The sequence below is a fragment of the Anabaena sp. CA = ATCC 33047 genome, from assembly GCF_963870205.1.
Lineage (GTDB): Bacteria > Cyanobacteriota > Cyanobacteriia > Cyanobacteriales > Nostocaceae > Trichormus.
Map to the genome: position 1 here is coordinate 1 of NZ_CAWMSA010000008.1, position 24,273 is coordinate 24,273.

Annotated in this window: 21 protein-coding genes; 10 read left to right on the forward strand and 11 right to left on the reverse strand. The window is 41.0% G+C overall.

Translation table 11 applies throughout. The features are described 5' to 3' along the window. Positions 1 to 205 precede the first annotated feature (205 nt). Positions 206 to 967 (reverse strand): circadian clock KaiB family protein, encoded by a 762-nt coding sequence (locus tag AACS98_RS02730; RefSeq protein ID WP_066376061.1) that lies wholly within the window; start codon positions 965 to 967, stop codon positions 206 to 208. A 90-nt stretch (positions 968 to 1,057) separates the two neighbouring features. After that, positions 1,058 to 2,350, reverse strand: coding sequence for a type IV pilus twitching motility protein PilT (locus AACS98_RS02735; protein ID WP_066376062.1), 1,293 nt, complete (start codon positions 2,348 to 2,350; stop codon positions 1,058 to 1,060). 705 nt (positions 2,351 to 3,055) lie between these two features. Between AACS98_RS02735 and AACS98_RS02740 the strand changes: the two genes are divergently transcribed. Together AACS98_RS02740 and wecB are read left to right on the forward strand one after the other, a co-directional pair. Next, entirely contained in the window at positions 3,056 to 3,433 is a 378-nt protein-coding gene (locus AACS98_RS02740) for a hypothetical protein (RefSeq protein WP_066376063.1), read from the forward strand. 150 nt (positions 3,434 to 3,583) lie between these two features. Beyond that, positions 3,584 to 4,702, forward strand: a complete 1,119-nt coding sequence (gene wecB, locus AACS98_RS02745) for a non-hydrolyzing UDP-N-acetylglucosamine 2-epimerase (RefSeq protein WP_066376065.1) — start codon at positions 3,584 to 3,586, stop codon at positions 4,700 to 4,702. Between the two features lie 109 nt (positions 4,703 to 4,811). Here wecB and AACS98_RS02750 read toward each other — a convergent pair whose 3' ends face one another. The 5 genes from AACS98_RS02750 to AACS98_RS02770 all read right to left on the reverse strand — a co-directional run bounded on the left by AACS98_RS02750 (position 4,812) and on the right by AACS98_RS02770 (position 10,321). Beyond that, positions 4,812 to 5,636 carry a peptidoglycan-binding protein gene (locus AACS98_RS02750; protein WP_197480092.1) on the reverse strand — a complete coding sequence of 275 codons (825 nt, stop codon included), beginning with the start codon at positions 5,634 to 5,636 and terminating at the stop codon, positions 4,812 to 4,814. Between the two features lie 151 nt (positions 5,637 to 5,787). Next, the gene (locus AACS98_RS02755) at positions 5,788 to 6,678 is read right to left on the reverse strand and encodes a M23 family metallopeptidase (RefSeq protein WP_084386870.1); all 891 of its coding nucleotides are present in this window, start codon (positions 6,676 to 6,678) and stop codon (positions 5,788 to 5,790) included. Positions 6,679 to 7,145: 467 nt separating this feature from the next. Continuing rightward, positions 7,146 to 8,573 carry a glycogen synthase GlgA gene (gene glgA / locus AACS98_RS02760; RefSeq protein WP_066376071.1) on the reverse strand — a complete coding sequence of 476 codons (1,428 nt, stop codon included), beginning with the start codon at positions 8,571 to 8,573 and terminating at the stop codon, positions 7,146 to 7,148. Positions 8,574 to 8,697: 124 nt separating this feature from the next. Further along, the gene (gene hemC, locus AACS98_RS02765; RefSeq protein WP_066376072.1) at positions 8,698 to 9,672 is read right to left on the reverse strand and encodes a hydroxymethylbilane synthase; all 975 of its coding nucleotides are present in this window, start codon (positions 9,670 to 9,672) and stop codon (positions 8,698 to 8,700) included. Between the two features lie 235 nt (positions 9,673 to 9,907). Then, the gene (locus tag AACS98_RS02770; RefSeq protein ID WP_066376077.1) at positions 9,908 to 10,321 is read right to left on the reverse strand and encodes a lysozyme inhibitor LprI family protein; all 414 of its coding nucleotides are present in this window, start codon (positions 10,319 to 10,321) and stop codon (positions 9,908 to 9,910) included. Between the two features lie 198 nt (positions 10,322 to 10,519). Here AACS98_RS02770 and AACS98_RS02775 point away from each other — a divergent pair, with 198 nt between their 5' ends. After that, positions 10,520 to 11,479, forward strand: coding sequence for a YegS/Rv2252/BmrU family lipid kinase (locus AACS98_RS02775; RefSeq protein WP_066376079.1), 960 nt, complete (start codon positions 10,520 to 10,522; stop codon positions 11,477 to 11,479). A gap of 20 nt (positions 11,480 to 11,499) precedes the next feature. Then, a complete protein-coding gene (locus tag AACS98_RS02780) occupies positions 11,500 to 13,062 on the forward strand; it encodes a metallophosphoesterase family protein (protein ID WP_066376080.1) in 1,563 nt (520 codons plus the stop codon). 278 nt (positions 13,063 to 13,340) lie between these two features. On the opposite strand, the gene AACS98_RS02785 is transcribed toward AACS98_RS02780, so the two are convergent. Together AACS98_RS02785 and AACS98_RS02790 are read right to left on the reverse strand one after the other, a co-directional pair. Beyond that, the gene (locus tag AACS98_RS02785) at positions 13,341 to 13,751 is read right to left on the reverse strand and encodes a hypothetical protein (protein WP_066376081.1); all 411 of its coding nucleotides are present in this window, start codon (positions 13,749 to 13,751) and stop codon (positions 13,341 to 13,343) included. Between the two features lie 186 nt (positions 13,752 to 13,937). After that, the gene (locus AACS98_RS02790; protein WP_066376082.1) at positions 13,938 to 15,878 is read right to left on the reverse strand and encodes an FAD-dependent oxidoreductase; all 1,941 of its coding nucleotides are present in this window, start codon (positions 15,876 to 15,878) and stop codon (positions 13,938 to 13,940) included. 288 nt (positions 15,879 to 16,166) lie between these two features. On the opposite strand from AACS98_RS02790, the gene AACS98_RS02795 reads away from it, so the two are divergent. The 5 genes from AACS98_RS02795 (at position 16,167) to AACS98_RS02815 (ending at position 20,478) form a co-directional block, all read left to right on the forward strand. Next, positions 16,167 to 17,624: a BamA/TamA family outer membrane protein gene (locus AACS98_RS02795; RefSeq protein WP_066376084.1), complete on the forward strand. Its 1,458-nt coding sequence runs from the start codon at positions 16,167 to 16,169 to the stop codon at positions 17,622 to 17,624. An 84-nt stretch (positions 17,625 to 17,708) separates the two neighbouring features. After that, the gene (locus AACS98_RS02800) at positions 17,709 to 18,482 is read left to right on the forward strand and encodes an ABC transporter permease (protein WP_066376088.1); all 774 of its coding nucleotides are present in this window, start codon (positions 17,709 to 17,711) and stop codon (positions 18,480 to 18,482) included. Positions 18,483 to 18,509: 27 nt separating this feature from the next. Continuing rightward, a complete protein-coding gene (locus tag AACS98_RS02805) occupies positions 18,510 to 19,403 on the forward strand; it encodes an ABC transporter ATP-binding protein (RefSeq protein WP_066376090.1) in 894 nt (297 codons plus the stop codon). 67 nt (positions 19,404 to 19,470) lie between these two features. Then, entirely contained in the window at positions 19,471 to 20,031 is a 561-nt protein-coding gene (locus AACS98_RS02810; RefSeq protein WP_066376096.1) for a DUF6174 domain-containing protein, read from the forward strand. 207 nt (positions 20,032 to 20,238) lie between these two features. Beyond that, on the forward strand, positions 20,239 to 20,478 hold the full coding sequence (locus tag AACS98_RS02815; RefSeq protein WP_066376098.1) for a hypothetical protein: 240 nt from the start codon (positions 20,239 to 20,241) through the stop codon (positions 20,476 to 20,478). On the opposite strand, the gene AACS98_RS02820 is transcribed toward AACS98_RS02815, so the two are convergent. Continuing rightward, positions 20,475 to 21,194 (reverse strand): GDYXXLXY domain-containing protein, encoded by a 720-nt coding sequence (locus tag AACS98_RS02820; protein WP_066376100.1) that lies wholly within the window; start codon positions 21,192 to 21,194, stop codon positions 20,475 to 20,477. The two genes, AACS98_RS02815 and AACS98_RS02820, sit on opposite strands and share 4 nt — an antisense overlap. Before the next feature lie 141 nt (positions 21,195 to 21,335). After that, positions 21,336 to 22,769 carry a DUF2157 domain-containing protein gene (locus tag AACS98_RS02825; protein WP_198161112.1) on the reverse strand — a complete coding sequence of 478 codons (1,434 nt, stop codon included), beginning with the start codon at positions 22,767 to 22,769 and terminating at the stop codon, positions 21,336 to 21,338. Between the two features lie 265 nt (positions 22,770 to 23,034). Between AACS98_RS02825 and AACS98_RS02830 the strand changes: the two genes are divergently transcribed. Beyond that, on the forward strand, positions 23,035 to 23,988 hold the full coding sequence (locus AACS98_RS02830; RefSeq protein WP_066376102.1) for an RsmB/NOP family class I SAM-dependent RNA methyltransferase: 954 nt from the start codon (positions 23,035 to 23,037) through the stop codon (positions 23,986 to 23,988). Positions 23,989 to 24,273 lie beyond the last annotated feature (285 nt).

Sequence of the window (24,273 nt, forward strand, 5' to 3'; positions counted from 1 at the left end):
TTATTCAATATAGCTAACCACACCTGGATTGTCAACTCTTTCCCAGCAAATTTTTTTGCCTCTTTTTTTCTGCCCTTTCACAATCCTTATAAAACAAGCTTTCCAGCCTACAGTATTCCGATAAGTTCCTGCCTTTAATCTATATTGTTGTGATCTGTCCCAAATTATGTGGTGCTGTGCAGCAAATATGGTTTATACAACAGGATTAAGATTTTTCTTGATTGCCTAGCATTTGTAAAATTTTGTCTGCATTATCTAAATCCCCAACAAGACGGCGAATTGGCTGCGGCCAAACTTTTACTAGGGTAGGAGTGGCAGACACCTGATCGATTTCTGCTTGTTCGGGATTAGTTAAAACATCAATCACTTTCATTGTGTAAGGGTATCCTAGCGATCGCTCTAACAGTTCATGCAGATTCTTTAGGATACGTTCTGTGTTCGTACTATGTCCGGCTACAAATAAATGCAGCACATAGCATTGAGTTTTTGCCTGTACTTTTTGTACTGTTCTGGCTGGTAAATTATATCTGGGTGCTGCGTCAGAAATGTCTAGATTGATAACTAAGTCGTGGTCTTCCCATAATTGGGGAAATGAGGAACGATAAGTGGACAGTACCATGCGATCGCAAACCCCTTCTTGCCACGGAGCTAATTGCCACACCAAGTAACCTGCATCAAAGATAGCATTGAGTATAGCCTGATATTTCATGACTGCTGGATAAGCTTCTGCAAATGTCCTCACTTGTTGGGTACGAGGATCAAACCAGTGGTCGATGGTTGCTGTGTAACACGGAACCAGAAAATGCGGCGGTTCTGGTAAATCTAGAATTTCCTGCAAAGCAGTACATAAATGAGAATGCCAGCGACCTTGCTTGTTAGGATCGATGCAGTAAATTAAATCTCCTCCCGGTGTAAATAGAGCAATGCCTTTAAATAACTGCGGTTGAGATAGTTTGTCTGTAGTCAAGTTAAGTTCGTGGTTAAATAACTCACCGATAAAAAGTAAAAGGTAAAAAATTGCTTTTTTTACCTTTTACTTTTTATTGTACTTTCGTGATTAAACTCTGCCTCGGAGAAATTGAGCCATTTCGTTAGGAGTTGGCGACATTTCTAAAGCTGTTTCTTCGGTGATGCGACCTTCTTGATAGAGATTGTACAACGACTGATTCATGGTAATCATGCCGTCAAAGCTAGCTTGCTTCATTAATTCACTAATCTCATCATACTTGCCGTCTTTGATCCATTCCTTGATTGCCTCTGTGTTGATCAGGATATCGTGGAAAGCTGCCCGCTTACCATCAGTCGTGCGACACAAACCTTGGGCAATCACTGCCACTAAAGACTCAGCCAGTGCTACCCGCATTGCATCTTGTTCTTCACCTGAGTACAAATTGAGAATCCGTTCAATAGTTTTTACTGCACTATTGGTGTGTAGGGTTCCCATGACTAAGTGACCAGTCTGAGCCGCTTTCAGGGCTGTGTTGACTGTTTCTTTGTCCCGCATTTCACCTACCAAAATCAAATCAGGATCTTCCCGTAAGGCAGCTTTTAAGGCGTTGTCAAATTTCCGGGTGTGCATTCCTACCTCCCGTTGCTTAACGAGAGATTTACGGCTTTGATGCACAAATTCAACGGGATCTTCAATGGTGATGATGTGCTTCGCCATCTCTCGGTTGATGTAATCAATCATCGCCGCCATTGTCGTTGATTTACCAGAACCCGTAGGCCCCGTTACTAAAATTAGTCCTTTATGATAATGGCAAATATCCCGAAACACTGGCGGAAGTCGCAACTGATCAATAGACAGGATTTTTAAGGGAATCAACCGCAGCACCATTGCATAGCCTTTGAGTGAGTCAAAGACATTAATCCGTACACGGGCAAAGTCGTACTGGGTAGCTCCATCAAATTCCAAATGTTCTTGAAATCTTTGAATTTCTGCCTCAGTCATAATCTCCCGCAACCAACTCATAAAAGTCGGTTTGTCAGTTTCTGGATAATCCGTTGGGTTAATTTCTCCTCGGTTACGAAAGCGGGGTACTTCACCTACTCCTAAGTGAATATCAGAATAGCCATTATCAAATGCTTCTTTGATAATTTGCTCTAAAGTGAGTCCTGAACTCACACTTGGAGAAGGCATTGGTGGCGGAGTACCAGGACGATGAGCAGCCATTGGTGCAGAACTTGCGGGTGGTGTTATGGGTTGTCCAGCACTTCTATTGGCTGATGACATATCCAATGTTTGCGTATATTGGCGTTGGTTGATTAATGTTGGAGGTGGTGGCGGTACTGGTGGAATATTGCGAGCAACAACAGGGTTGGAGGTGGAAGGATGTTGTGATTCCGTCATATATCTTTAAAAATTAGTATTTGATCAGTTGACATGGGCAATAACGTTGGCTCAGAAGTTCTGATGGCTGTAGATGGCGGAGTCTGCGGTATTTGCTCACTCAAAACCTCTCTGTAACAGTTAGATACAATTCCTTGACACTACTTGTATATTTTTTAACTTTTAAGCATAAGGTAAAATTTTTACACTTCTATAAACTTGTTTACTATAAGACTTCAAATAAAAGCATCAGTAAATATAACGTTAAGTAAATGTTTTATTTAATGCTGTAAGCTGGCAAGAGCTAGGCTCTCATATCGTAAATGAGAAAATTTTGCCAATGGTGACGATCAGCTCTTAGCAAATAACAGCCAAATTATCTCTAAATAGTTTGTTGAGCTTGCCTTGGAGAATTATGAGAAACATCGACCTTTTGTATAAGAAATGTGAAGTAAACTGTAACTAGAAAGTTGGCAATGAACTTTTCGTGGAGATACTTTTTGGATTCTATTCCTAAAGTTAGATATCGCTAGCTAGATTAATGTGGAAATGTGAAGTTGAATTTACATTCATAATTACAAAAAATTAATTGTAAAGTTTAATAAATAAAGACTCATTTTCGGAAATTATTTTTATATACTGAAACTTCATTGAACTATTCAGTTATTTGCTAACAGCGAAATATTACTGAATAAAAGTTTTCTATGTACTTTGGGAGGAATAGTCATGGTTGCGGCTCAAAGCTCTAATCTCGGAAAGACCTACTCCTTGTTAATGATTAAAAGTTTTTTGATATGGACTTTTACATTGGCAGTATGCTTGTTGGTTGTCGGATTTCCATTAGTTGTTTTGATGGCTACAGTCGGATGTCTGTTGTCGATTGTGTTGCAATCTGTAATGCCTGTTAGTGCGGTTTTACTGGTTGCTGGTGGTTTGATTATGTTAAATGTTATGGCGGTGTTGATTGCTGCCGGTGTGCTGACTGTTAAAGGTGTACATCCAAAAGAAGTTCAATGGTTAAGTTGGTTGCATGGAGCAGAAGCAGAGCAGATGCAGACTACAGTTTATGCGGCTTGCCCTCTCACTTGCGAGATTAAATCATAGGCATCCTTAAAAATTCGACAAACAAAGCATCTGCCCGGTTAAGCCGGGTTTTTTCGTGTTTGGGGCTAGGGACTAGAGTAAGTATTAATGACTATTGACTAATAACTAATAACTAATAACTAATAACTAATGACTAATGACTAATGACTAATGACTAATCAAAAACGAGTTAGCATCATTTTAGGAACACGTCCAGAAGCAATTAAACTAGCTCCGGTAATTCAGGTCTTTCAAAAATCCCTAGACTTTGATTTGCAAGTGATTTTAACTGGGCAGCATCGTGAGATGGTTGAACAAGTGATGCAGTTGTTCAACTTAAAGGCAGATTATGACTTAGAGATTATGCAGCCTCAGCAGTCTCTCAGTGATATAACTTGCCGTAGTTTGCGAGGGTTAGAAGAATTATTCCTCAAGAGCAAGCCTGATTTAGTGATTGTACAAGGAGATACGACGACGGCTTTTGCGGCAAGTTTAGCAGCGTTTTATCAGAAAATCCCTGTTGGTCATGTAGAAGCAGGTTTAAGAACTGATGATTTATTTAATCCCTACCCAGAGGAAGCTAATCGCCGGTTGATTTCCCAAATCACTCAGTTGCACTTTGCACCGACTACTTTAGCTGTGGAAAATTTGCAGCATTCTGGGGTTTTAGGTGAGATTCATTTGACGGGAAATACTGTGATTGATGCGTTGTTAAATGTGGCGGCTACAAAACCAGCTTGTAATGTACCTGCTTTAGATTGGGATTCTTACCGTATTTTATTAGCGACGGTGCATCGACGGGAGAATTGGGGAGAACCTCTGCAAGCGATCGCAGATGGTTTTTTACAAATCTTAAACAAGTTTCCTGATACGGCTTTACTGTTACCTCTACACCGTAACCCCACGGTGCGAGAACCACTACAAGCATTATTGGGTGATCATCCACGAGTGTTTTTAACGGAACCGCTAGATTATGCTGAATTGGTGGCTGCAATTGGGCGATCGCATTTTCTGTTGACTGACTCTGGTGGTTTGCAGGAAGAAGCACCCAGTCTAGGAAAACCTGTGTTGGTGTTACGGGAAACTACTGAAAGACCGGAAGCTGTGGTTGCTGGTACTGCGAAACTTGTGGGTACTGCTAGTCAGAGTATTTTCGATGCTGCTAGTGAGTTATTGAGTAACCCAATGGCTTATGACACAATGGCTAATGCAATTAATCCTTTTGGTGATGGTCTTGCAGCAGAGCGTATTTTGCAAATTGTGCGTAATTATTTGGGGATGAGTTTTTAAACGCGGAGGAGCGCGGAGGGAAACGCAGAGGAACGCGGAGGTTGAGGAAGTCAAAAGGAGTGGTTGGGTTGTGGTCGCTCCTTTTGACTTTTTAGTGAGGTAGGAGGTGTTAGGTTCTGAATAAGGCACTGCGGGTTTCTGGGCCGACTATACCATCTACGCGCAGGTCGTTATTGGCTTGAAATTCTCTGACTCTTCTAGCTGTGATCGGGCCGTAGTATCCGGTGGGTTCAATGCCTAAGATTTTCTGGACTTCTGATACTGCTTGACCTCTAGAGCCTATACTCAGGCTGACGCGCCCCCCTGTGGCTGTGGGTTTCGATGAAGTTCTAAATAAGGCTGTGCGTGTTGCTGGGCCGACTATGCCATCTACACGCAAGTTATTGTTGGCTTGAAATTCTCTGACTCGTCTAGCTGTTACAGGCCCGTAGTATCCTGTAGGTTGAATACCTAAAATCTTTTGGACTTCGGTAACTGCTGCGCCTCTAGCACCAAGACTGAGATTTACACGACCACCAACTCCACGGGTATTATGTCTGTTGGGACGATTAGGATTACGGGTGCTAGATTGATTACGAATCCATCTGGCTGCTACGTATCTGTTGTTTGATAGTTTCGCAAAACCATTGGTGGTTCCCATTGTTGTAATTTGCGTACCATTCGGTAAACAATCTACAACTTTGGAATTGATGTTGGGTTCTACTCGCACATTGAGACAAGTGCCGTTAGTTCTGACATAAGCTGATAAGGCGGCTTGAGATTGAGCAATGGCTGTAAAAAATGCCATGAAGCCAGCTAAACACAACCAGGCAGAAGATTTTACGAGTTTTGTCCAATTCCAATCAATTTTGGGCAATTCATAATCAATGTATTCAGCCTGACCATTCGCCTCTTCGTTGGCAATAACCATTGAGGAATAAGCAATATATTCCATTGGTAAACACCTTTATGAGTAAAGACTAAAAGTTTAGGGAAATATGTAATTTTGACTACTAAACATCATAAAGCTTTTTACTGTGGTATGTTTTAAAAACAGGAAATTTATCAAGAAAAATACATAAATCCTACTCACAAGCCTACTCAATCTAGGGTTGTAATGTATAAAAAGTATCAGTCCGAATCTGGCTACCATTACGCCAAATCTCTACTTTTTCAGGAGTGACTAAGTAAGAAAAACTACCATTATCTGCTTGATATTTATCGTTACCAATGTTCCAGGCGGGTATTTTAACAAGTTGGCTGGGGTCTTGTTTCAACAGGCCAATATAAAATAACTGTCCATTTTCTTGGCAGACTTTGACAATTATATTGGTTGTCTCGCCTTTGAGGAGTGTCACGCCAGTACATTCGCTAGCTGTCGTAGGTTTGACGGTGACAGGAATGGGTATTAAGGCTGGTTGATGAGGTTTATTTACTGGAGAACCGCTAGCAGGGGGAGAAGTTGGTGGTGCAGGGTTTTTACTGGCGATCGCAGATGAGAAAATATTACGAGGATCAACGGCAACTCTACCATTGGGGTAATATTCAAAATGCAAATGGGGGGCTGTACTATTACCTGTAGACCCCATTTCTGCAATTATTTGTCCTTGTTTAACCTGTTGACTTTTGCTAACTAATAAACGGCGATTATGACCATATACTGTAATACTGCCGTTAGGATGTTTTATCTCGATAGCGTTGCCTAATCCCCAATTATCCCATCCGGCTTTAACTACAGTACCACCAGCCGCAGCAAAAATGGGAGTTCCAGACGCTCCAGCAATATCAATTCCCTCGTGTCGATACTTATTAAAGCCTTGGGAAATATATCCTTGAGTCGGCCAAATTAACTCAGCACTAGGAACCGGTATTGACTGACTTGAGGAATTACTCGCAACTTGCGTTAAGGCGGTGGTGTTGGTGATCAGTACAGCACTAAAAGATATTAAACCAATCAAGCTATAAGTAAAGAATTGACATAGAGTATTTTTTCTCACAAAGTTTAAATCCTTTAAATATAGGGTCAATGCTTTGTATATGTTTGATATTTCAACATATCGCTGCAAATATCAGGATAAATCTTAGTTAAATTTGTCACCTCACAAGCTGCTATACATTACATAGACGCAGATTCGCCAGGGAAAGTGTCAGACTGGGAAAATCTAGGCAACAATAGCTAAAAATCATGCTGTCAAATACCTAATATCATGCGTTAGAACAGTTATCATATCTGTTGGGCTAGGGAACTCTTAACAGGGAACAGGGAAGAGGAAAAGAGAAAAAATCCGCATCGAAAACTTATCATAAGTAATTAGCCGGACATGATATAGTCCCCTTTTCTTGTCGGGAAGGTTGTACAAAAATACGGTTTGAGTTCAGCACAAATTTAAAACCCCAGTTTCTTCAAGAAACCGGGGTTTTGTATAGTCAAAATATTTTTAAGTGCAGCACATTCAAGCCCTATTTATTGGTTGGTGACGGCTAACTCTGGCTGTTGTGCTTGCTGTTCCTCTGGTTCTGGTAAACCATACATTGACCTGTAGAGTTTATCGTACTCTTTGGCTGATTTGTACCAACTGAAGTCTTGACTCATGCCACGTTTTTGTAACTCTAACCATTGGGGTTTGAAACGGAAGCCTTCCCAAGCTCGAATCATACAGGTAAACAAATCTAATGGTTCGTAGCGGTCAAAGCAATAGCCTGTACCAGCTTCTTTTATGGGGTCGTAGTGTGATACGGTGTCAACTAAGCCTCCAGTACGCCGGACTATGGGTACACAACCGTAGCGTAAAGCCATCATTTGACTGATTCCACAGGGTTCAAAGCGGCTAGGCATGAGGAAGGCATCAGAACCAGCGTAGATGCGGCGTGACAAGGCATCGTTATACAGTAGGTAAGTTGCCATGCGTCCGGGATAGCGTGATGCTAGTTGCCACATCTGAGTTTCATAATAGCGATCGCCTGTTCCCAGTAGCATGAACTGAGCATCTGTATAAGCCATGAAGCGGTCTAAAATTTGGATGACTAAATCTAAACCTTTTTGTTCGACTAACCGCGTCACCATCCCTATTAAAAAGGCATTGCTGTTAACTTCTAAACCTACTTCTTCTTGCAATGCAATTTTATTGGCTTTACGTTTCTCTAAAGTATCAATGCTGAAGGCTTGAGTCAGATATTTATCTGTAGATGGTTCGTAAACTTCCGTATCTATACCGTTGACAATTCCCGATAGCTTACCACCGATGAATGACATTAAACCTTCTAGAGTTTCACCGTAAGCTGCTGTCTTGATTTGCTCGGCATAGGTAGGCGAAACTGTATTTACCCTGTCGGCAAATTGGACGGCGGCGGCCATGGTGTTATGTCCTTGCATATACCAAGGACACCATGTAATTTTTTCTAGATACCAACGCCAAGGGCCTTGATATGCCAAGTTGTGAATTGTGAAGACTGTGGTGATATCTGGAGACTGGTGCATCCACACAGGTATCATTCCTGTATGCCAATCGTGACAGTGAATAATTTCTGGTTTCCAGTAATTCCAGCAAAATTCGGCTGCACCATTGGCAAAAAAGGTAAACCGCCAGTCTTCGTCATCACCACCATAGATGCGACGGGGATCGAAAGCTGGATGTCCAAATAAGTACAAGGGAACATCTGTACCAGGCAGAATCGTTTCGTAAACTGCAAAATCTTGAAACATGGCGTATCCCCACCAAACCGGCTCTTGGGGAATCTCGATTTTGTCTGGGAGAAAGCCGTAGTAAGGCATGAATATACGGACATCATGCCCCATTTTTTTCAAGATTTTTGGTAATGCTCCGACAACATCACCCATTCCGCCAACTTTTGCGATGGGTGCTGCTTCTGCTGCTACAAATAGAATCCGCATGGTAATTTTTATTTCCCCTGCTTTGTTTGAATGTTCAATTTAACCAGATGATTTTGATGAACGCGATCGCTCGCGTCTAGCACAGCTTTTATTTTTTATCTAATCACATCTGGTTGTCTGATTTTTAAGCACCACGCTGAATCTCTGCAAAAATCGCATTTAGAATCTCTTGCGCGCCTTGTTCCCGCAAGCGTTTAGCTAATTCTATACCTAGTGTTTCGGCATCACTAGCTGCGCCTGTGATGGTGTCTTTGACTAGCTGTTGTCCGTCGATGCTGGCAACTACACCTGTTAGGGTTAAATTTTCCCCATCTATTTCTGTATTTACGCCGATGGGTACTTGACAACCACCTTCTAGGCTACGTAAGAAAGAGCGTTCTGCTAAACAGCGATCGCGGGTTTCGGGATGTTCAATAGCAGCTTTGAGTAACGAGATTAACTCAGTATCATCACCACGGCATTCTATACCCAATGCACCTTGACCGACGGCGTGGAGTGACACTTCTTTGGGTAAAATTTGATGAATGCGATCGCCCATACCCAAACGCTGTAATCCGGCGGCTGCTAAAATCAAAGCGTCATACTCACCAGCATCAAGTTTCGCTAGGCGTGTATTCAAGTTCCCACGCACATCTTTAAATGTCAAATGGGGGAATTTGTTCCGTAGTTGCGCCAAGCGTCGCAGGGAAGATGTCCCCACTACCGCACCTGCTGGTAAGGTGTCAATTTGCTTATCTTTGAACTTTTCATGTACTACCAGCGCATCGGCGGGGTTTTCCCGTTCTGTAATCGCTGCTAGTGCTAAACCTTCTGGTAAATTAGTCGGTAAATCCTTGAGGGAATGCACAGCAAAGTCAATATCATGATTGAGCATTCCCACTTCCAATTCTTTGGTAAATAGTCCTTTATCGCCGATTTTGGCTAATGCTACATCCAGGATTTTGTCGCCTTGGGTAGACATCGTATGGACTTCAAACACCATATCAGGATACTTGTTTTGCAATTGCTCTTGTACCCAGTACGTTTGAACTAGAGCAAGTTGACTTTTACGGGAACCAATCCGAATTGTGCGTTTAGCACTGGAAACAACTGAAGTCATAAAACAATATGTCAAACCAGGCGATAATTTTACTCTCATCTAGACTACCGCAGTGGGTGACTTACCGGATGGCGATCGCCTGATTTTCGTGAAGTTTCTTTTAAGTTTTCTTTACATTGATTTACAATATTTGGAATTATGTAATATTAGTTATTAGTCATTAGTCATCAGTCATTAGTTATCAGCTATTCTCCTACATCCCCCTCATCCCCCTACACCCCTCGTTTTTTGACAGTTAACGGTCTGGTTGAAGATAAGATTGTAATTGTCTAGTACGTTGCTGTGTCATTTCTGTTAAACAACCAGCATAAATACTGGGTGCAATACTTCCGCCTTGATAAAGACTTCTTTCATAGTCACAATTATTGTCACGAAACTTAATCCAGGCTTGCTGTGCAGAAATTAATTTTCGTCGTCTAGAACCTGATAAGGTTGGTAAAAGCTGTTGATAAACTTGATTTAATTTTCTATCAGCATTTTGATAAGACAACTGTGTACATCTGTTGATTTCTGCTTGAGTTCTGGCATTATTACAATTGGGATTCCTAGCTAAAACTGTAGGTTTAGCTATTGTCGCCGTGGGAATCAGTAAACTACTGGCAGTTAGGAGGCTAGCACAAATTGGTAATAAAAGATTAAGTTGTTTCATTGGTTCTAATTATGCCAAGAAAATATATGATGATTTCAAGCTTTTAAAACAGCTTTTCGGATGATTCAAAAAAATTAACAACCCACATACGCCGAACTAGGAAATTTGAAACCTACCACAAGCAGGAAGTGATGATTGAACAAAGATGTTATAGATTAAACAGGAGGTTTAGCGATCGCAACTCATCGTTCATCTTTTATGAATCGTTCCGCTTGTCTTATTTTTAACCCGGTAGCCGGACAGGGTAATCCAGAGGTAGAATTATCGCAAATTCGGGCATTATTAGAACCGGAAATTCATCTTGAGATTTACTTAACTACAGAAGAAGTTGGTGCAGACAAGCTAGCACAGAAAGCTGTAAACCAAGGCGTAGATGCAATCATCGCGTCTGGGGGAGACGGTACATTATCGGCGGTGGCGGTGGCTGTTGCTGGTACTGATATACCTTTGGGAATTATTTCACGGGGAACAGCTAATGCTTTTGCCACGGCGATGGGAATTCCCCAAACTATTGATGCAGCTTGTCGGACAATTTTACAAGGGGTAACTCGCAATGTAGATATAGGCTATTGCAACGATTTACCAATGATATTGTTAACAGGCATTGGCTTTGAGGCGGAAACTGTAGATTTAGCAGACAGAGAAGCCAAACAACGCTTTGGGATGATGGCCTATGTGTTCGCAGGAATTCAGCAGTTAAGAGAGTTAGAAAGTTTTGATGTTGAGATTGAAACCCCAGACAAAATCGTGAAAACCACTGCTGCATCGGTGACAGTTGCCAACGCTGCGCCTCCGACTTCTGTGTTAGCGCAAGGCCCAGCCGGGATTATTTATAATGATGGATTATTAGATTTAACTATTGTAGCACCTGCCACGAAAACAGGAGCGATCGCCGCCACATTTCATCTATTTCAAACTGCTTCGGCTGGGAGTGCCGCACAACGAGATGATATTGGTTATATACGTGCTGAAAGATTTAAAATTACCACAGATCCACCGCAAAAAGTTGCGATTGACGGTGAGGTAGTTGGTACAACCCCGGTTGAAATCAAATGCGTACCAGGTGCTTTAAAGATTTTTGTCCCATCAGTACCGGAAGAAGAATTAACAGAGAAACTGGAAGGTTTACCGAATTTGCAAATTGAAGTGAAAGAATAAAAAAGCGGGGGTAAATTGCATTGAAACTGGTTCGTGATCCAGCAATAGCTAAAAAAATTGCTAAAATGCAGCAACGGGTACGTTGGCAAGATCCGTTAATTGTAGGGCGGAATATTGACCAAACTCGGCTAGTGCTGGATGATGGACAAGCTAGTGATACCGAATTTTCTTTTTTAGTAGTTGGTGATAGTGGTTCTGGTAGACATCACGGACACAACCCCCAACGACGAGTAGCTGAATTGATGTTGCAGCATCATCCAGAATGTCGCTTCATGCTGCATACAGGCGACGTAATTTATTTGGTGGGTTCAAGTGAATACTATCAACAGAACTTTATTCGACCTTATGCAGAGTTAATCGTTGGTGGCGAGTCTCCCAAACAAATTGCTTACGACAAGATGGTGTTTAAGTTGCCGATTTTTCCTGTACCCGGCAATCATGATTACTATGAATTACCGCTTGTGTTGAGTTTGCTGTCTGTGACAACTCTACCCATGCGGCGATTATTGCGATCGCGTTTAGATATAGATGTAGGTTGGCATGGTTCAGGAGTGGGTAATGCTTATGCCAAGGCTTTCCTCGACTATCTGCAAGGATATCTCTTACCGACACAGTTATCCCATCATCTAGACCAATATTACACTACTCAGACAGATACAGGCAAGTGTCTGACTTATCAACCAGGGTATTTTACTCGGCTACCGAATCGCTATTACACTTTTCGCTATGGTGGAATTGACTTTTTCGCCTTAGATTCAAATACTTTTAACGAGCCGCAACCGTTACCACAGACAAAACAGGGACAGAGCGATCGCCAAATCTTAGACCAGCGTCGGCAAGAATTAGAGCGGGAGAAAATGCAAATCATTGAAGCTTCCGCGAAATTAAACCCCAACAACCCCAGCGAAGCCGAAGAATTAGACGATTTTCACTATAAATTATCTCAAATTGAGGAAATTATTCTTGATATCGACAAGCAACTAACGACAGACCAACCACCAGAGGTTGATATTGAACAATTAGACTGGCTCAAGCAGAGATTAATTGCCTCTTGGAAACACCCAGAAGTGCGGGGAAGAGTGATATATTTTCATCATCCGCCTTATGTCACCGAAGCAACAAAATGGCAACAAGCGCAGACTTTAGCAATTCGCAGCCGTTTGCGTGGTGTACTGGATGCAGTGGCGGCAGAAATTGGTGATATTAATCAAGGTCGTCCCCTAGTAGATTTAGTTTTAAATGGTCATGCACATTGTTTAGAATATCTGCAAACCTTCGACACCGGACACGCTGACGCAAATATGCACTGGTTAGTTTGTGGCGGTAGTGGCTATAGTTTGCGTCGCCAGCGCACAGAGGGGAGTGATTTAGTCGAGACGGTGGGGAATGAAGACAGATTAATTGCGCGATCGCATTTATTTGTCGGACGCAATGGACACGGTTCTCAGAAAAGACGACCTTATTCTTGTTTGCGGATAGATGTCAAAGGCGAACAGCAGCCTAAATTTATAGTCCGTCCTTTAGTTGCCGAATGGTATCAGCGTCAATGGCATAATTATCAGCTTCCACCTGTGATGATTTAGGGACATCCAGATAAAAAATATCCAAAATCTAGGGTGCGTCAGTACAAGAAACCCTAACCATACCAAGAAAATATACATACTGACGCACCCTACCAACTAGCATTGACAGAACATATTATGTTTACTCCCTTCCCGGTGCAAGATTACCTATCTTCTTTTATTCTTCCTTCGTGTCCTTCGTTCCTTCGTGGTTCATTTGTAATTACATATTGTTTGGTAACAGCTAATGGCTACCATTACCCATTACCAAACCTCAAACATAGAGAAACCATCTCAACTTAAGAACCACTAGCTTTTCCCAAACGTTCAGGATTTTGCACACCCCTCAAACGATTCCAAAGCATATAACCAACCTCAGTTTTCGGCACATACCAATTATTAGAACCAACTTCCATCCCACCCGTCGCCGTAAATTCTCGGTGTTCCGAGTCATTCAAATCAAGATAAGTTGCGCCTTCTTCCAAACGACTACCCCGTGGTAAGAGAGTAATTTGCTTGAGTTCATCATCTGTATAACCCGGTAGTTGAGAATGCAGTTCTTTCACCTCATAAGCATTGAGTCCAGCTTTCTCCGGGTGTGTTCCTTCTAAACCATAGTTTCTACCCGCCATAGGTTGCGGATTTAAGTCCTTTTCCCACTCATCAGGCTTCCTATCTTCTGGTGTTCCTTGTTTTTGAGTTTGCGCCATTGCAAATTTCTCCTTCTGTTCTTAGTTCCAGTACACCGCACTGGTATCTCAACGCCGACTGCTAAAAGAAGGAGTTATCATCAATTCGATGGTTGTATTTGACCGCTATCGCCTATAAATTTAGAGACGTTATATGCAACGTCTCTACAATGTGGTCTAATTAACCGAAAACTGCTGTAACCCCGTTCAAATTTGTAACAACCCTTCAGGATTGACCGATAAAAGCGATCGCCTCTGCAAACCTTCCCGGTGTAAAATCTCATTGGCTGCTAATAAGCCACTACTCACAGCCCGTTCCATTAAACCACAGGGGAAGGGCATCTTCACCCAATCACCAGCAAACAATAAGTTAGCAATATCTGTACTGCTTTCTGGCCTGTCTGCATAACTATGGGGTGGATAACCAGAAAAGTTATGTTGATTTACTAATTCTCGATGTAATATCTGCGCTTGCTTTAACTCTGGGACTATTTCATACAGTTCATTTTCAAAGGTAGTTAACAAAGCTTCTTGGGTGGGGAATTGTTTTTCTTTATAGCAATAAGCGTGTAACTCTACCACACTACCACCAGTGCGTTTTGACCAGTCAATAAATTGTTGCTGAATGCGGTGATACAGGGTGATGCTATCAGTTAACTCGTAGCCAGATAAAGATGTAAAATTACTTTGTGACCACTCAAAATCTCGGTCAAACCAGAAACGACACACCGCAAACGGATCAGCTATACTCAGTTTTTCAACTTGCGATCGCACTGTTTGATCAACATCGCCACTCATCTGCTTAAATAGTTGTTTAACACCTGGTACATCAGTCGCAAATACATAATAATCTGCGGTGATTGTCTGTGGTGCAGGTGTGTCAGCATTCACCGCTACCAGTTGCAATTCCTCATCCTTTTTATCTACGACTCGCAACTTTTGTAAATCTCGTTGTGCCGGGCCTTTTAATACTTTACCATCAGCAGAGAATACCGCCCCATGACAAGGACAATGAAACTTACCATCTGCGGCTTTTTTCACAGTACAACCTTGATGGGTACAAGTTAAAGAAATTGCTTCCTCACTTCCAGAAGCGACAGCAAAAACTTCATCCGCAGCACCAAAATATGCTGTTTTCTCATCAGCTATCACAGAGTTACGCTGTACCCAAAATGGGACATTACTGTGATTACTACCAACATAATATTTTATAGCATTAATCTTACCATTTTCTGTGAGAATATCGCTAACTGTCGCATCAGTTACAATATTCCCTTGATGCTGTTGAATCCACTGGGCGATAGGTTGGACTAAACTTGTCCCCATATCATCTTTAGTACCATTAAAAGCTAACCCTTCGGGATTACCAAAAAAATAAAAGTGGAAGAACTGCATTAGTTCCCCCACACTCATCATATCGGGTGCATTTAAACTCGACTTAGCAAATGGGAGAAAATATAAATCATATAAACCTTGGGGAAATTCACTTGCTACCCAATCAGCCACCGAGATATCATCAAAGCGACGATAATTTTTTTCTCTTTCAAAACCTGTGATAGCTTGGAATACTTGCAGGTGTTTAATTTTAGTTAAATTAATGCCCCATTGGAAACGATTAGGAGAAGCGATCGCTAAGTCTATAATATTCCAAGGAAAGGCAGAATGACTAGGGCGAAATATCTCTGGTTTGTATTGATCACCACGATAGATAACAGCATAAAAATTTAATGATTGAAAATGCTCATTAATCTCCAATTCATTAACAATACTGTTTAAATTATAGTATTGGGGAAAAAAGCCATGAAAACCATGTTCCATCCTAAAAGTTTCCCCAGCCGCTTCAATTTGCCAACTGGCAATTTTACCACCAAGTTGGGGAGACTTTTCTAACAGCGTCACCACAAAACCGCGCCGACTTAACTCATAAGCACAAGCTAAACCCGCCAAACCGCCACCAACTACCACCACACTTTTAGATTCAGTTAATGTTTGTGGCAAACTCAGATTATCTTGCTGAAAAACTGCTGGTTGCGGCTTAGAAAATCGAGAGTAACCTGTCACTCCTGCAATTGCACCAACACCAAACACCTTTAACAGTGTGCGACGGGAGATAGTAGTAGATTCCGGCAAACTAAATGGTAGACTCATTGGTTACAAAACTAACTTTTGACAATGAATTACTGGCTGGAAATGATGGCGACAAATCAGCAGTTTTTTGGCGGATTTTCCCCATTACCCTGTGATACCAAACGGATTTATTGTGGCAGAATTGTAAAAATTGTCAAGCCCTTTTGGTAATTTTCGCTACCTATGTTATAATATAAAATTTAGTAATTCCAAGTAATTGTAGTAATTGTAGGGTGTGTTAGCCGAAAGTACAGCACCCTAGCTATCTGTGTAGAAAAAACCAATTAATCACACTAACTATTTACTAATATGCGTATTCCAATAGTTATGACTTTGGTGATGGGGATATTGCTGACTGGGGAAAATCAACCCATACTGGCGAACTCTCCAGTGAACACTGTAGACATTGCGGGATACGCCAAATATGGGAATTATGTAGAATCTTCCCAAGATATTGAATTTTCTCTCAAAATTGTGCAGAATATTCAAATCAGGTTTATTAATGAAAGAGGGTTATCTGTTGATGATTTTGGACAACCCATTTCAGGACGCACAAACCCAGATTTTATTCTGAGTTTACTCAACCTAAAACCAGGGGAAGCCTTCAATGATGAAGCCTTAGAAGCAGATGTGAGAAAACTGCAAAATTTAGAGTCGTTTGATTTTGTCAGAGCATATCCCCAAGAGAATGACTCTGGTGTTGATATTGTTTATGATATTAAAGAGCGTCGCTTTCCCACTTGGAATTATGGCGGTGGTACTAACAGCGATATCGGGTTATACGGTCAAGTCCGCTATCGCGATGCTAATATCAGTGGAGTAAATGACCAAACCACAACCACCGTTCAAGTTAGCGGTAAAGGCGTACAATTTGCGACGCAGTATATTAGTCCCTATCGTCGAGATGAACCAGACCGCTTTGGGTATAGTATCACAGCCTTTCGCGATCGCAGTTTATCCCCAGTCTTCAACGATGATATCAGACTAGCTAACAATGATCGTATCCGCGAAGGTAGATTTGGCGGTTCTGTTGCCTTGTTACGTTCCTTTAATGATTGGGATGCGTCCTTAGGACTCAACTACAGCAGAATTAGCTTGCGTAACAAAAACTATCAAGTAGTGGAAGTAGATGAATTAGGTAATCCGCTTTCTGTGAGTGGTCAGGGTATTGACGATTTATTTACCCTATCTTTGAGTGTACAGCAAGACAGACGCGATCGCCGTAATAATTCCACCCAAGGCTCAATACTCACCCTCAGCACAGCCCAAGCTATCCCCATAGGTTTAGGGAGTATAGCTAGTAATCGACTCCAAGGAAACTATGTGCAGTATATACCAGTCCAGTGGATCGGCAATCATCAAAGCAACGAAAATTCTGAAATGCTAGCTGTAAACTTGCAATTAGGTACAATTATAGGAGATTTTCCCCCAGCCGACGCATTTAACCTAGGCGGTTTCAATTCAGTGCGGGGATATGGTTATGGAGAAGTCGCCAGTAGTCGCAGTTATGGCTTGGCTTCCGTAGAATATCGTTTTCCTATACAGGATTATATAGGCGGAGTAGTCTTTACTGACTTCGCTTCAGACTTTGGTTCTAGTAAAACCGTCATTGGTGAACCCGGAGTAGTGCGAAATAAACCCGGAAGCGGTTTTGGTTATGGTTTAGGAGTAAGACTCAATTCACCCTTTGGTATATTACGAGGTGACATAGGAGTTAGTGACCAAGGAGAAGTAAGATTAGAATTTACCACAGGTGAAAAATTCTAAATAGATACGTAGCGTAACGCATCAAAACCTCAACAATCATATTCTACTTTCATCTAACTTTTAAATTTATTTCTCCCTCAATATATGAAATATTGGCGTGAAACTCTAGCAGTCACTCGACGCATTTTAACTGAACTACTTCGACGCAGACGCAGCTTGATTTTTTGGAGTATATTCCCCATTTCCGTCTTAATTCTTAGTGGATTTATTTTAGCAGAAAGAGCAGAATTACCAATAGCTGATGCCTTTGCGTATAGCGCACCCTCAACTTTAGTTGGTGCAGCATTATTTTTTAGTTGTTTAGGCGGAACAGTCTCTACAATAGTAGCTGAAAGAGAACAACAAACCCTCAAACGCTTGTTTCTTTCTCCCTTAAGTGGAACATCATATTTTTTCGGAATTTTTCTAGCGCATAGTTTTATTGGCATCGGACAAACCATATTAATCTACACAATAGCAGCTTTTTGGGGTGCGACATTCCGGGGTGCTATTCTATTAGGAATCATCATCATTTTGTTGAGCATTGCAGCTTACGTTGGTTTAGGCTTTATTTTCGGTACACAATTAGCGCGTCGCATAGAAGATGTGAATGCTTTAGTAGCTGCTTTCGGAGTTCCATTATTAATTTTAGGCGGTGCATTTTTACCAGCCAGTTTATTTCCTAAATCTCTGGTGAATATTGCTCAATACAACCCCATTTATCACATGAATGAAGCTCTTGTAGCCGTTTCATCCCAAGGGGAAGATATCAATAAAATTATGCCACACTTTGTTTTTTTATTGGTGTTTGCTCTAGTCATGGTTGTAGCTGGTTGGTTATCTTATAGGCGAATGCTAATTGTAGAAAGAAGATTATAAAACTGAAATTTTAAATACTTTAAAAATATGCTTACCATCACTAACTTAAACAAATCTTATAAGACTAAAAAAGTTCTGCAAAATTTAACCCTAAAAATTCATCCTGGCGAAATTTACGGTTTACTCGGTGCGAATGGTTCAGGAAAGACGACAACTATTAATATAATTTGCAATTTACTTCAGGCTGATAGTGGTGATGTGAAAATAAATCATCAACCTGTCTCCCACGCGACTAAAAAATTAATTGGTATTGCACCACAAGAGAATTTACTCTATAAAACCTTAACTTGTGCAGAAAATTTACAATTCTTCGCTGATATTTACGGTTTAGACAAAGCCACCAGTCAAAAACAAGTTAAAGAAACACTGAGGGCTGTAAACTTATTAGATAGAGCAAAAAGTCCCGTTGAAACCTTAAGCGGTGGGATGCAAAGGCGGTTAAATATTGCAGTTGCTTTAGTACATCAACCCCAGTTAGTAATTTTAGACGAACCAACAACAGGTTTAGACATTGAAGCCAGATATGAAATATGGGAATTAATTAGACAACTGAAAACTCAGGGAATTACAGTTTTACTCACCACCCATTTATTAGATGAAGCCGAACGTTTGTGTGATAGAATTGGTATACTAAAAAATGGGCGCATCTTGGCAGAAGGGAGTTTAGCTGAATTACGCTATTTAATTCCAGCCCAAGAAATTGTCATGCTGCAAACGCCAGAAGAAGAAGCTGCGATCGCTCGCGCTCAATCCTATAATTTAACCTATAGGCGTTATGCTCATCAACTAGCTTTGTGGCTACCAGAAACTCTGGAATTATCCGAAATCATAGCCAGATTTGATGGTATCTCAATAGATGGTATTGCTCGTCAACCTGTAAGTTTAGAGCATATTTATCTGGAAGTCACGCAAAAAGATTAACGATATCCGAAAATTTATCTTCATCCGGTGTGGTTAATTGTATTGTTAACTAACCTCATGATTATATATGCAAATTGACAAGCGATCGCCTCTAGCGGGTCTTCACCCATCGCACAACCTTTGGATAACTATCTTAATGTTACTTAGCATTGGCGGCGTGGCATTTTGGAGTCATCAATTATTCTTGAAAAACTACGCTCAAAATCAACTAGCCCAAGCCAAGAAAAATTGGACAACACAAGCTGTTAACCATTACCGATTAAAAATTAATTATACTGCTCCTGATAATTGTCAGCAAGAACTAGAAATTAAGAACGAAAAAGTAATTGCTATCTCACAAAATACCTGTACAAATACACCTCCATTAACTGTTACTAAATTATTCCAAGAAATTGCTACTTTAACAGATAGTCAACAATGTGGCCCAAATGGATGTGCTTGTGATGGTACTATGAGTGTCCATGCTACCTACGATAATAAATTTGGCTACCCCAGTCAATTAGAAATCTCATTAGCACCTGAAAAACGCTGGTTATATCTCAATCCCTTGCACTCAGGAAAGAATTGTACTTTAATTGGCTTTGTCGGCAAAAAAATCAGTGTCAGTGCCTTTACTCCCATACAATAACAAATTCAGTTCGTAGTAAGGACTTTAGTCCTGATAAACCTGATTTTCCGCGATAAATCACTCCCTAATCACGAGAATAGCCTTATTCATCAACCTAATTTCTTCCCACCTGCAATTACTACCCTAAAACATAGGTGACATAAACAGCATCGACGTGTAAAGTAGTTCAGAAATATTTAACATATTGCTAATTTAAAGCATCCATCTATGGATAGAAAAACCAAACGTTTATTACTGCTTGTAGCTTCCTGTAGTCTAGCAGGTGTAATTTTAGGAGGAACTGCCAGTTGGGCAGAAAGCAATCAATGCTTGCAAGCCGACAAGGTTACAAGCGATTGCTTAATTCAAGAACCCATACAAAAAACTATCCAAGGAATGAGTACAGGGTTGTTAGCCGGAGCCGGAGCAGCTTTTGGTGTAGCATGGAATGTACGCCACGAAGACTAGAATCGATAGTTGCGATCGCGTACCCACAAACTCACAGGGACAGCATTACCCTGTGGGTCTACCTTCACTTTGACAGTTATCGGTCTTAACCGTCGATTTCTACTGTTTTCAGCCGAACTGCGGATATCTTCATTGATTTGCTGCCGTTGTTCATCAGGAACACTTAATGTTTCTACACCATAGTTCACCACACCATCCTGATAAATCCCTCTTAAGGCGACTTGATTATCTGAGAGGGATGTAGGTAGAGTGCTACTTACCCGCACAGGTCGCCAAGCCCTAGGAACACCACGCCCAAAAGATTGTTGTTCTCGCAAAATCACATATACATTAGTTCCTGAGAGTAATTGTCCATTCCTCCCCCGATTTCTTCTCCTTAACTCATTCCAACCCGGAAGTCTACGCAAATTTGAAATCCGAGAAATATCATAGTCCAGAGAGAGAGTAGAACCTTGCAATACATCTTGGGGGTTAGAGGATATAGTTTGTAAAACTACCTCTCTGCCCAGCAAATTAGTATAAGCTGCTTGAGTAGGAACAGCCAAAATTATCCCCGTTTGCAAAGCCAGAGGAACTAAAACCCGCCACAACGGTAAGGGCTGATTAAATTTTTGCTCACTAGCTATCAGATAATCCCGAAAAGTCAACTTATTCGAGAATTCCGCTTCAGGAGACAATGTTTTATTCTTGTTTGATTCAGAAGATCCACTATTCATAGGCGTAGTCCTGAAAATAATCGTTTTCTGGAGAAACTAAAACAGGACTTACGCAACGAGATTTTCCCTTTCAAATGTCGGACATGAATACAAAAATTCACAATCACCAGCCGGAGATATCTTTGATGTTGCCTGATTTTCCTACTTCCTAGCTGATGAACTAGATGAACCAGTCAGACGACGTTCAAACCACAATCCAGCACTAATCAGAATCGCACCGCACATGACGAACACCATTGACCTAAATAGCAAATCAGTGTCATATTCCAACATCTTACTAATGACCAGTAGAGTTAACAATAGCATACCGCCCCAAAAAGAGCGTCTATCACTCAGCTTTAAACCCTCCTGAACGAATCCCCAAGACAGTAAAGCAAACAGCACACTAAACATAAAACTGCCCAAGTCAACAATGCGAGTAACCGCTTGATGCCAGAACGGTACTACTACTATAAAGCCGAGAAAGGTAGCAATTAGCCCAGTATTAAACACAACTTCCCGCCGGGGAGGGTTATTTCTTTGACGTAACAAAAACAACCATTGGAATACTGCTAATCCACTGAGAATCCCCAAATCGATGATAGGTACAGACATAAACGCGGCGTTATTCCTGGGTAGAAAGGAACTAGCTGCAAAACCCTGCCATTGCCAACGAAAAGACAGGGCATAAAACACCAAGCCAAAGGCAATTAATGCTAAATTACGGGCTAGGGGTTGAAACAGTCTGTAATTGATGCTGGGAAACAGCAGATCATCATAACTCCAGAATAATGCAGGTGGCAGAGCTAAAGCAAAAGAGGCCACCCAAGGAGCGACATTAGAGAAAGTTTGCAGTGGTAGAGGATTCAGGTTAAGTTGTAGAGAAGTAGCGAACAAAAAAGCCGCTAAAAAGAAAATCCAGCGTGAACGACAGAAGTAGGCTAAAGGTACAAACAACAGCCATGAAATTAAAGGCATGTGTCGGACTGCTAGTTTTGCCCAATTCCAGTCAGCAGAGGAGTTAGATAAATCTCCTAGTCCGAACAAATAGCCAATCTGCACTAAGATAATCGCCAGTATCCCTAGTGAGTTCAGGGACAGACTATAAGCCATTAACGAAACCCCAAACCCCCAGGCGAGAAATAATTCAGTGCTTGAACCACTGATATTAAAAATCTGTGCAGTCAGTATGATGTTAGCACCCAGGATTAAAGCTGCTAAAAATAATAGTGCTTCTCCCAGCAATCTTTTGCTGCGTCGTGGTTGTTTACCTTCTCGATTACTGAGGTTTGCGTCTCTCCAAGTGTAAAAACCTATAATGCTAACAGAGAAAAATAAACTCATCATCATGATGAATTTAACTTCTCGTGACCAGGCAAACCAGTTAGCAGAGGCGAAGGTGATAGCACCCAATATTAGCAGCATACCGCCAATGGCGATCGCAATCATTGTAAAGCGATCGCGTGCAGCCGCCTCTAAATTATTAAATTGATGGCGGTCTGCAATTTGTTGGTACTGAGAAGAACTAATTATGCCTTCATCGCGCCATATTTGTGCTTCTCGGCGTAATTTGCGTTGAAAATTCTCAAAAATCATGACTTGCTCCGGTGCATTTGGGCAGGTTGGCAATCATCTCGGATTTACGCAAAAATATTTTTAGCCCTTGCAATCAGAATGTAGTCAGAGTGCTGAATCAATAAACTAAATTCAGAACTCAGCATTGAATATACCCCTCTAGACCAAAACTTTGATGTTGCTTGATCAGACAAAAGTTTTGTCATCATCAAAATGGTGGTCATTATATTCTAAAGTATGAAGCCAAGAGGCTTCTAGTCATTGTTCTCCTGTAACAGTTTTACTAATGGAAAAACCATCAAACTTATTATTGAAACTTGCACGGCGTTTGTTTGAAAACCTTGATAATCAAGAAAAATTTATTCAGGCATTAATTTCTCCCCAGCCCTTTCATCCCTGTATACTTTGGTGTCAAGAAAAGCCAGAAACACCACCTTTTTCCGTAGAATCTCCTTTAAATTGGCAACCAAGATATGTAGACCGTCTACAATTAGGAGAAAAACCCGGTCAACATCCCTTGCATCATCAAGGATATTTTTATTGTTTAGACTTTTCCTCTGTATTTGCGGCCTCTGTTTTATTAGCAATTCCCCAACCAATCAAATTAGTTTTTGATATGTGTGCCGCCCCAGGTGGTAAAAGCATCTTTAGTTGGCAAGCCTTGCAACCGGAATTACTTATCTGCAATGAAGTGATTGGTAAGCGTTTAGGAATGCTAATTTCTAACTTAAAGCGTTGCCATATTAGCCCCTGTACCGTAGTCAATAGAGACTCTAGTATCTTTGCAGAAAACATCTCACTTTCTTGTAATTTAGTCTTGGTTGATGCTCCATGTACAGGACAATCCCTACTAGCAAAAGGTGAAAAAGCACCCGGATGTTTTCATCCAACAGCTATCAATAAAAGTGCCAACCGCCAAAAAAGAATTATAGCGAATTCCGCACAACTCGTTGCCCCCCAAGGCTACCTCGCTTATATGACTTGCACCTACTCCCCTGAAGAAAATGAACAAGTCTGCGAATGGTTTTTATCACGCTTTCCTCAATTTCATCCAGTAAAAATTAATCACTTACAAGATTATCAATCACATTTAACAGACATTCCTTGTTACCGACTCTTTCCTCAACATAGATTAGGTGCTGGTGCATTTACAATGCTGTTCCAAAATACTGAAGATAGTCAAGGTAAACAGTTAGATAATGAAGTTTTAAATAATTTAGGTATTATCCAAACAATATAAACCGATATAGTTGACATCAGCCCAAAATCCTCATATAGAGACGCGATTAATCGCATCTAGATGACAATTTATCTACATCAATACCAATCAGGTTTACAGCAATTTTCAGGTAAATGAACCACAAAAGAAAGTTTCAAAACCTTGTAGAGACGTTGCATGTAACGTCTCTACACTATGGTATGGTTAGCTGAAAACTGCTAATCTTGCATTATCCCAACAAAAAACCGCCTTAATTTAAGATAAGGCGGTTTTTTGGTTTGAGTAATAAACCTGGCGCCGAGCAAT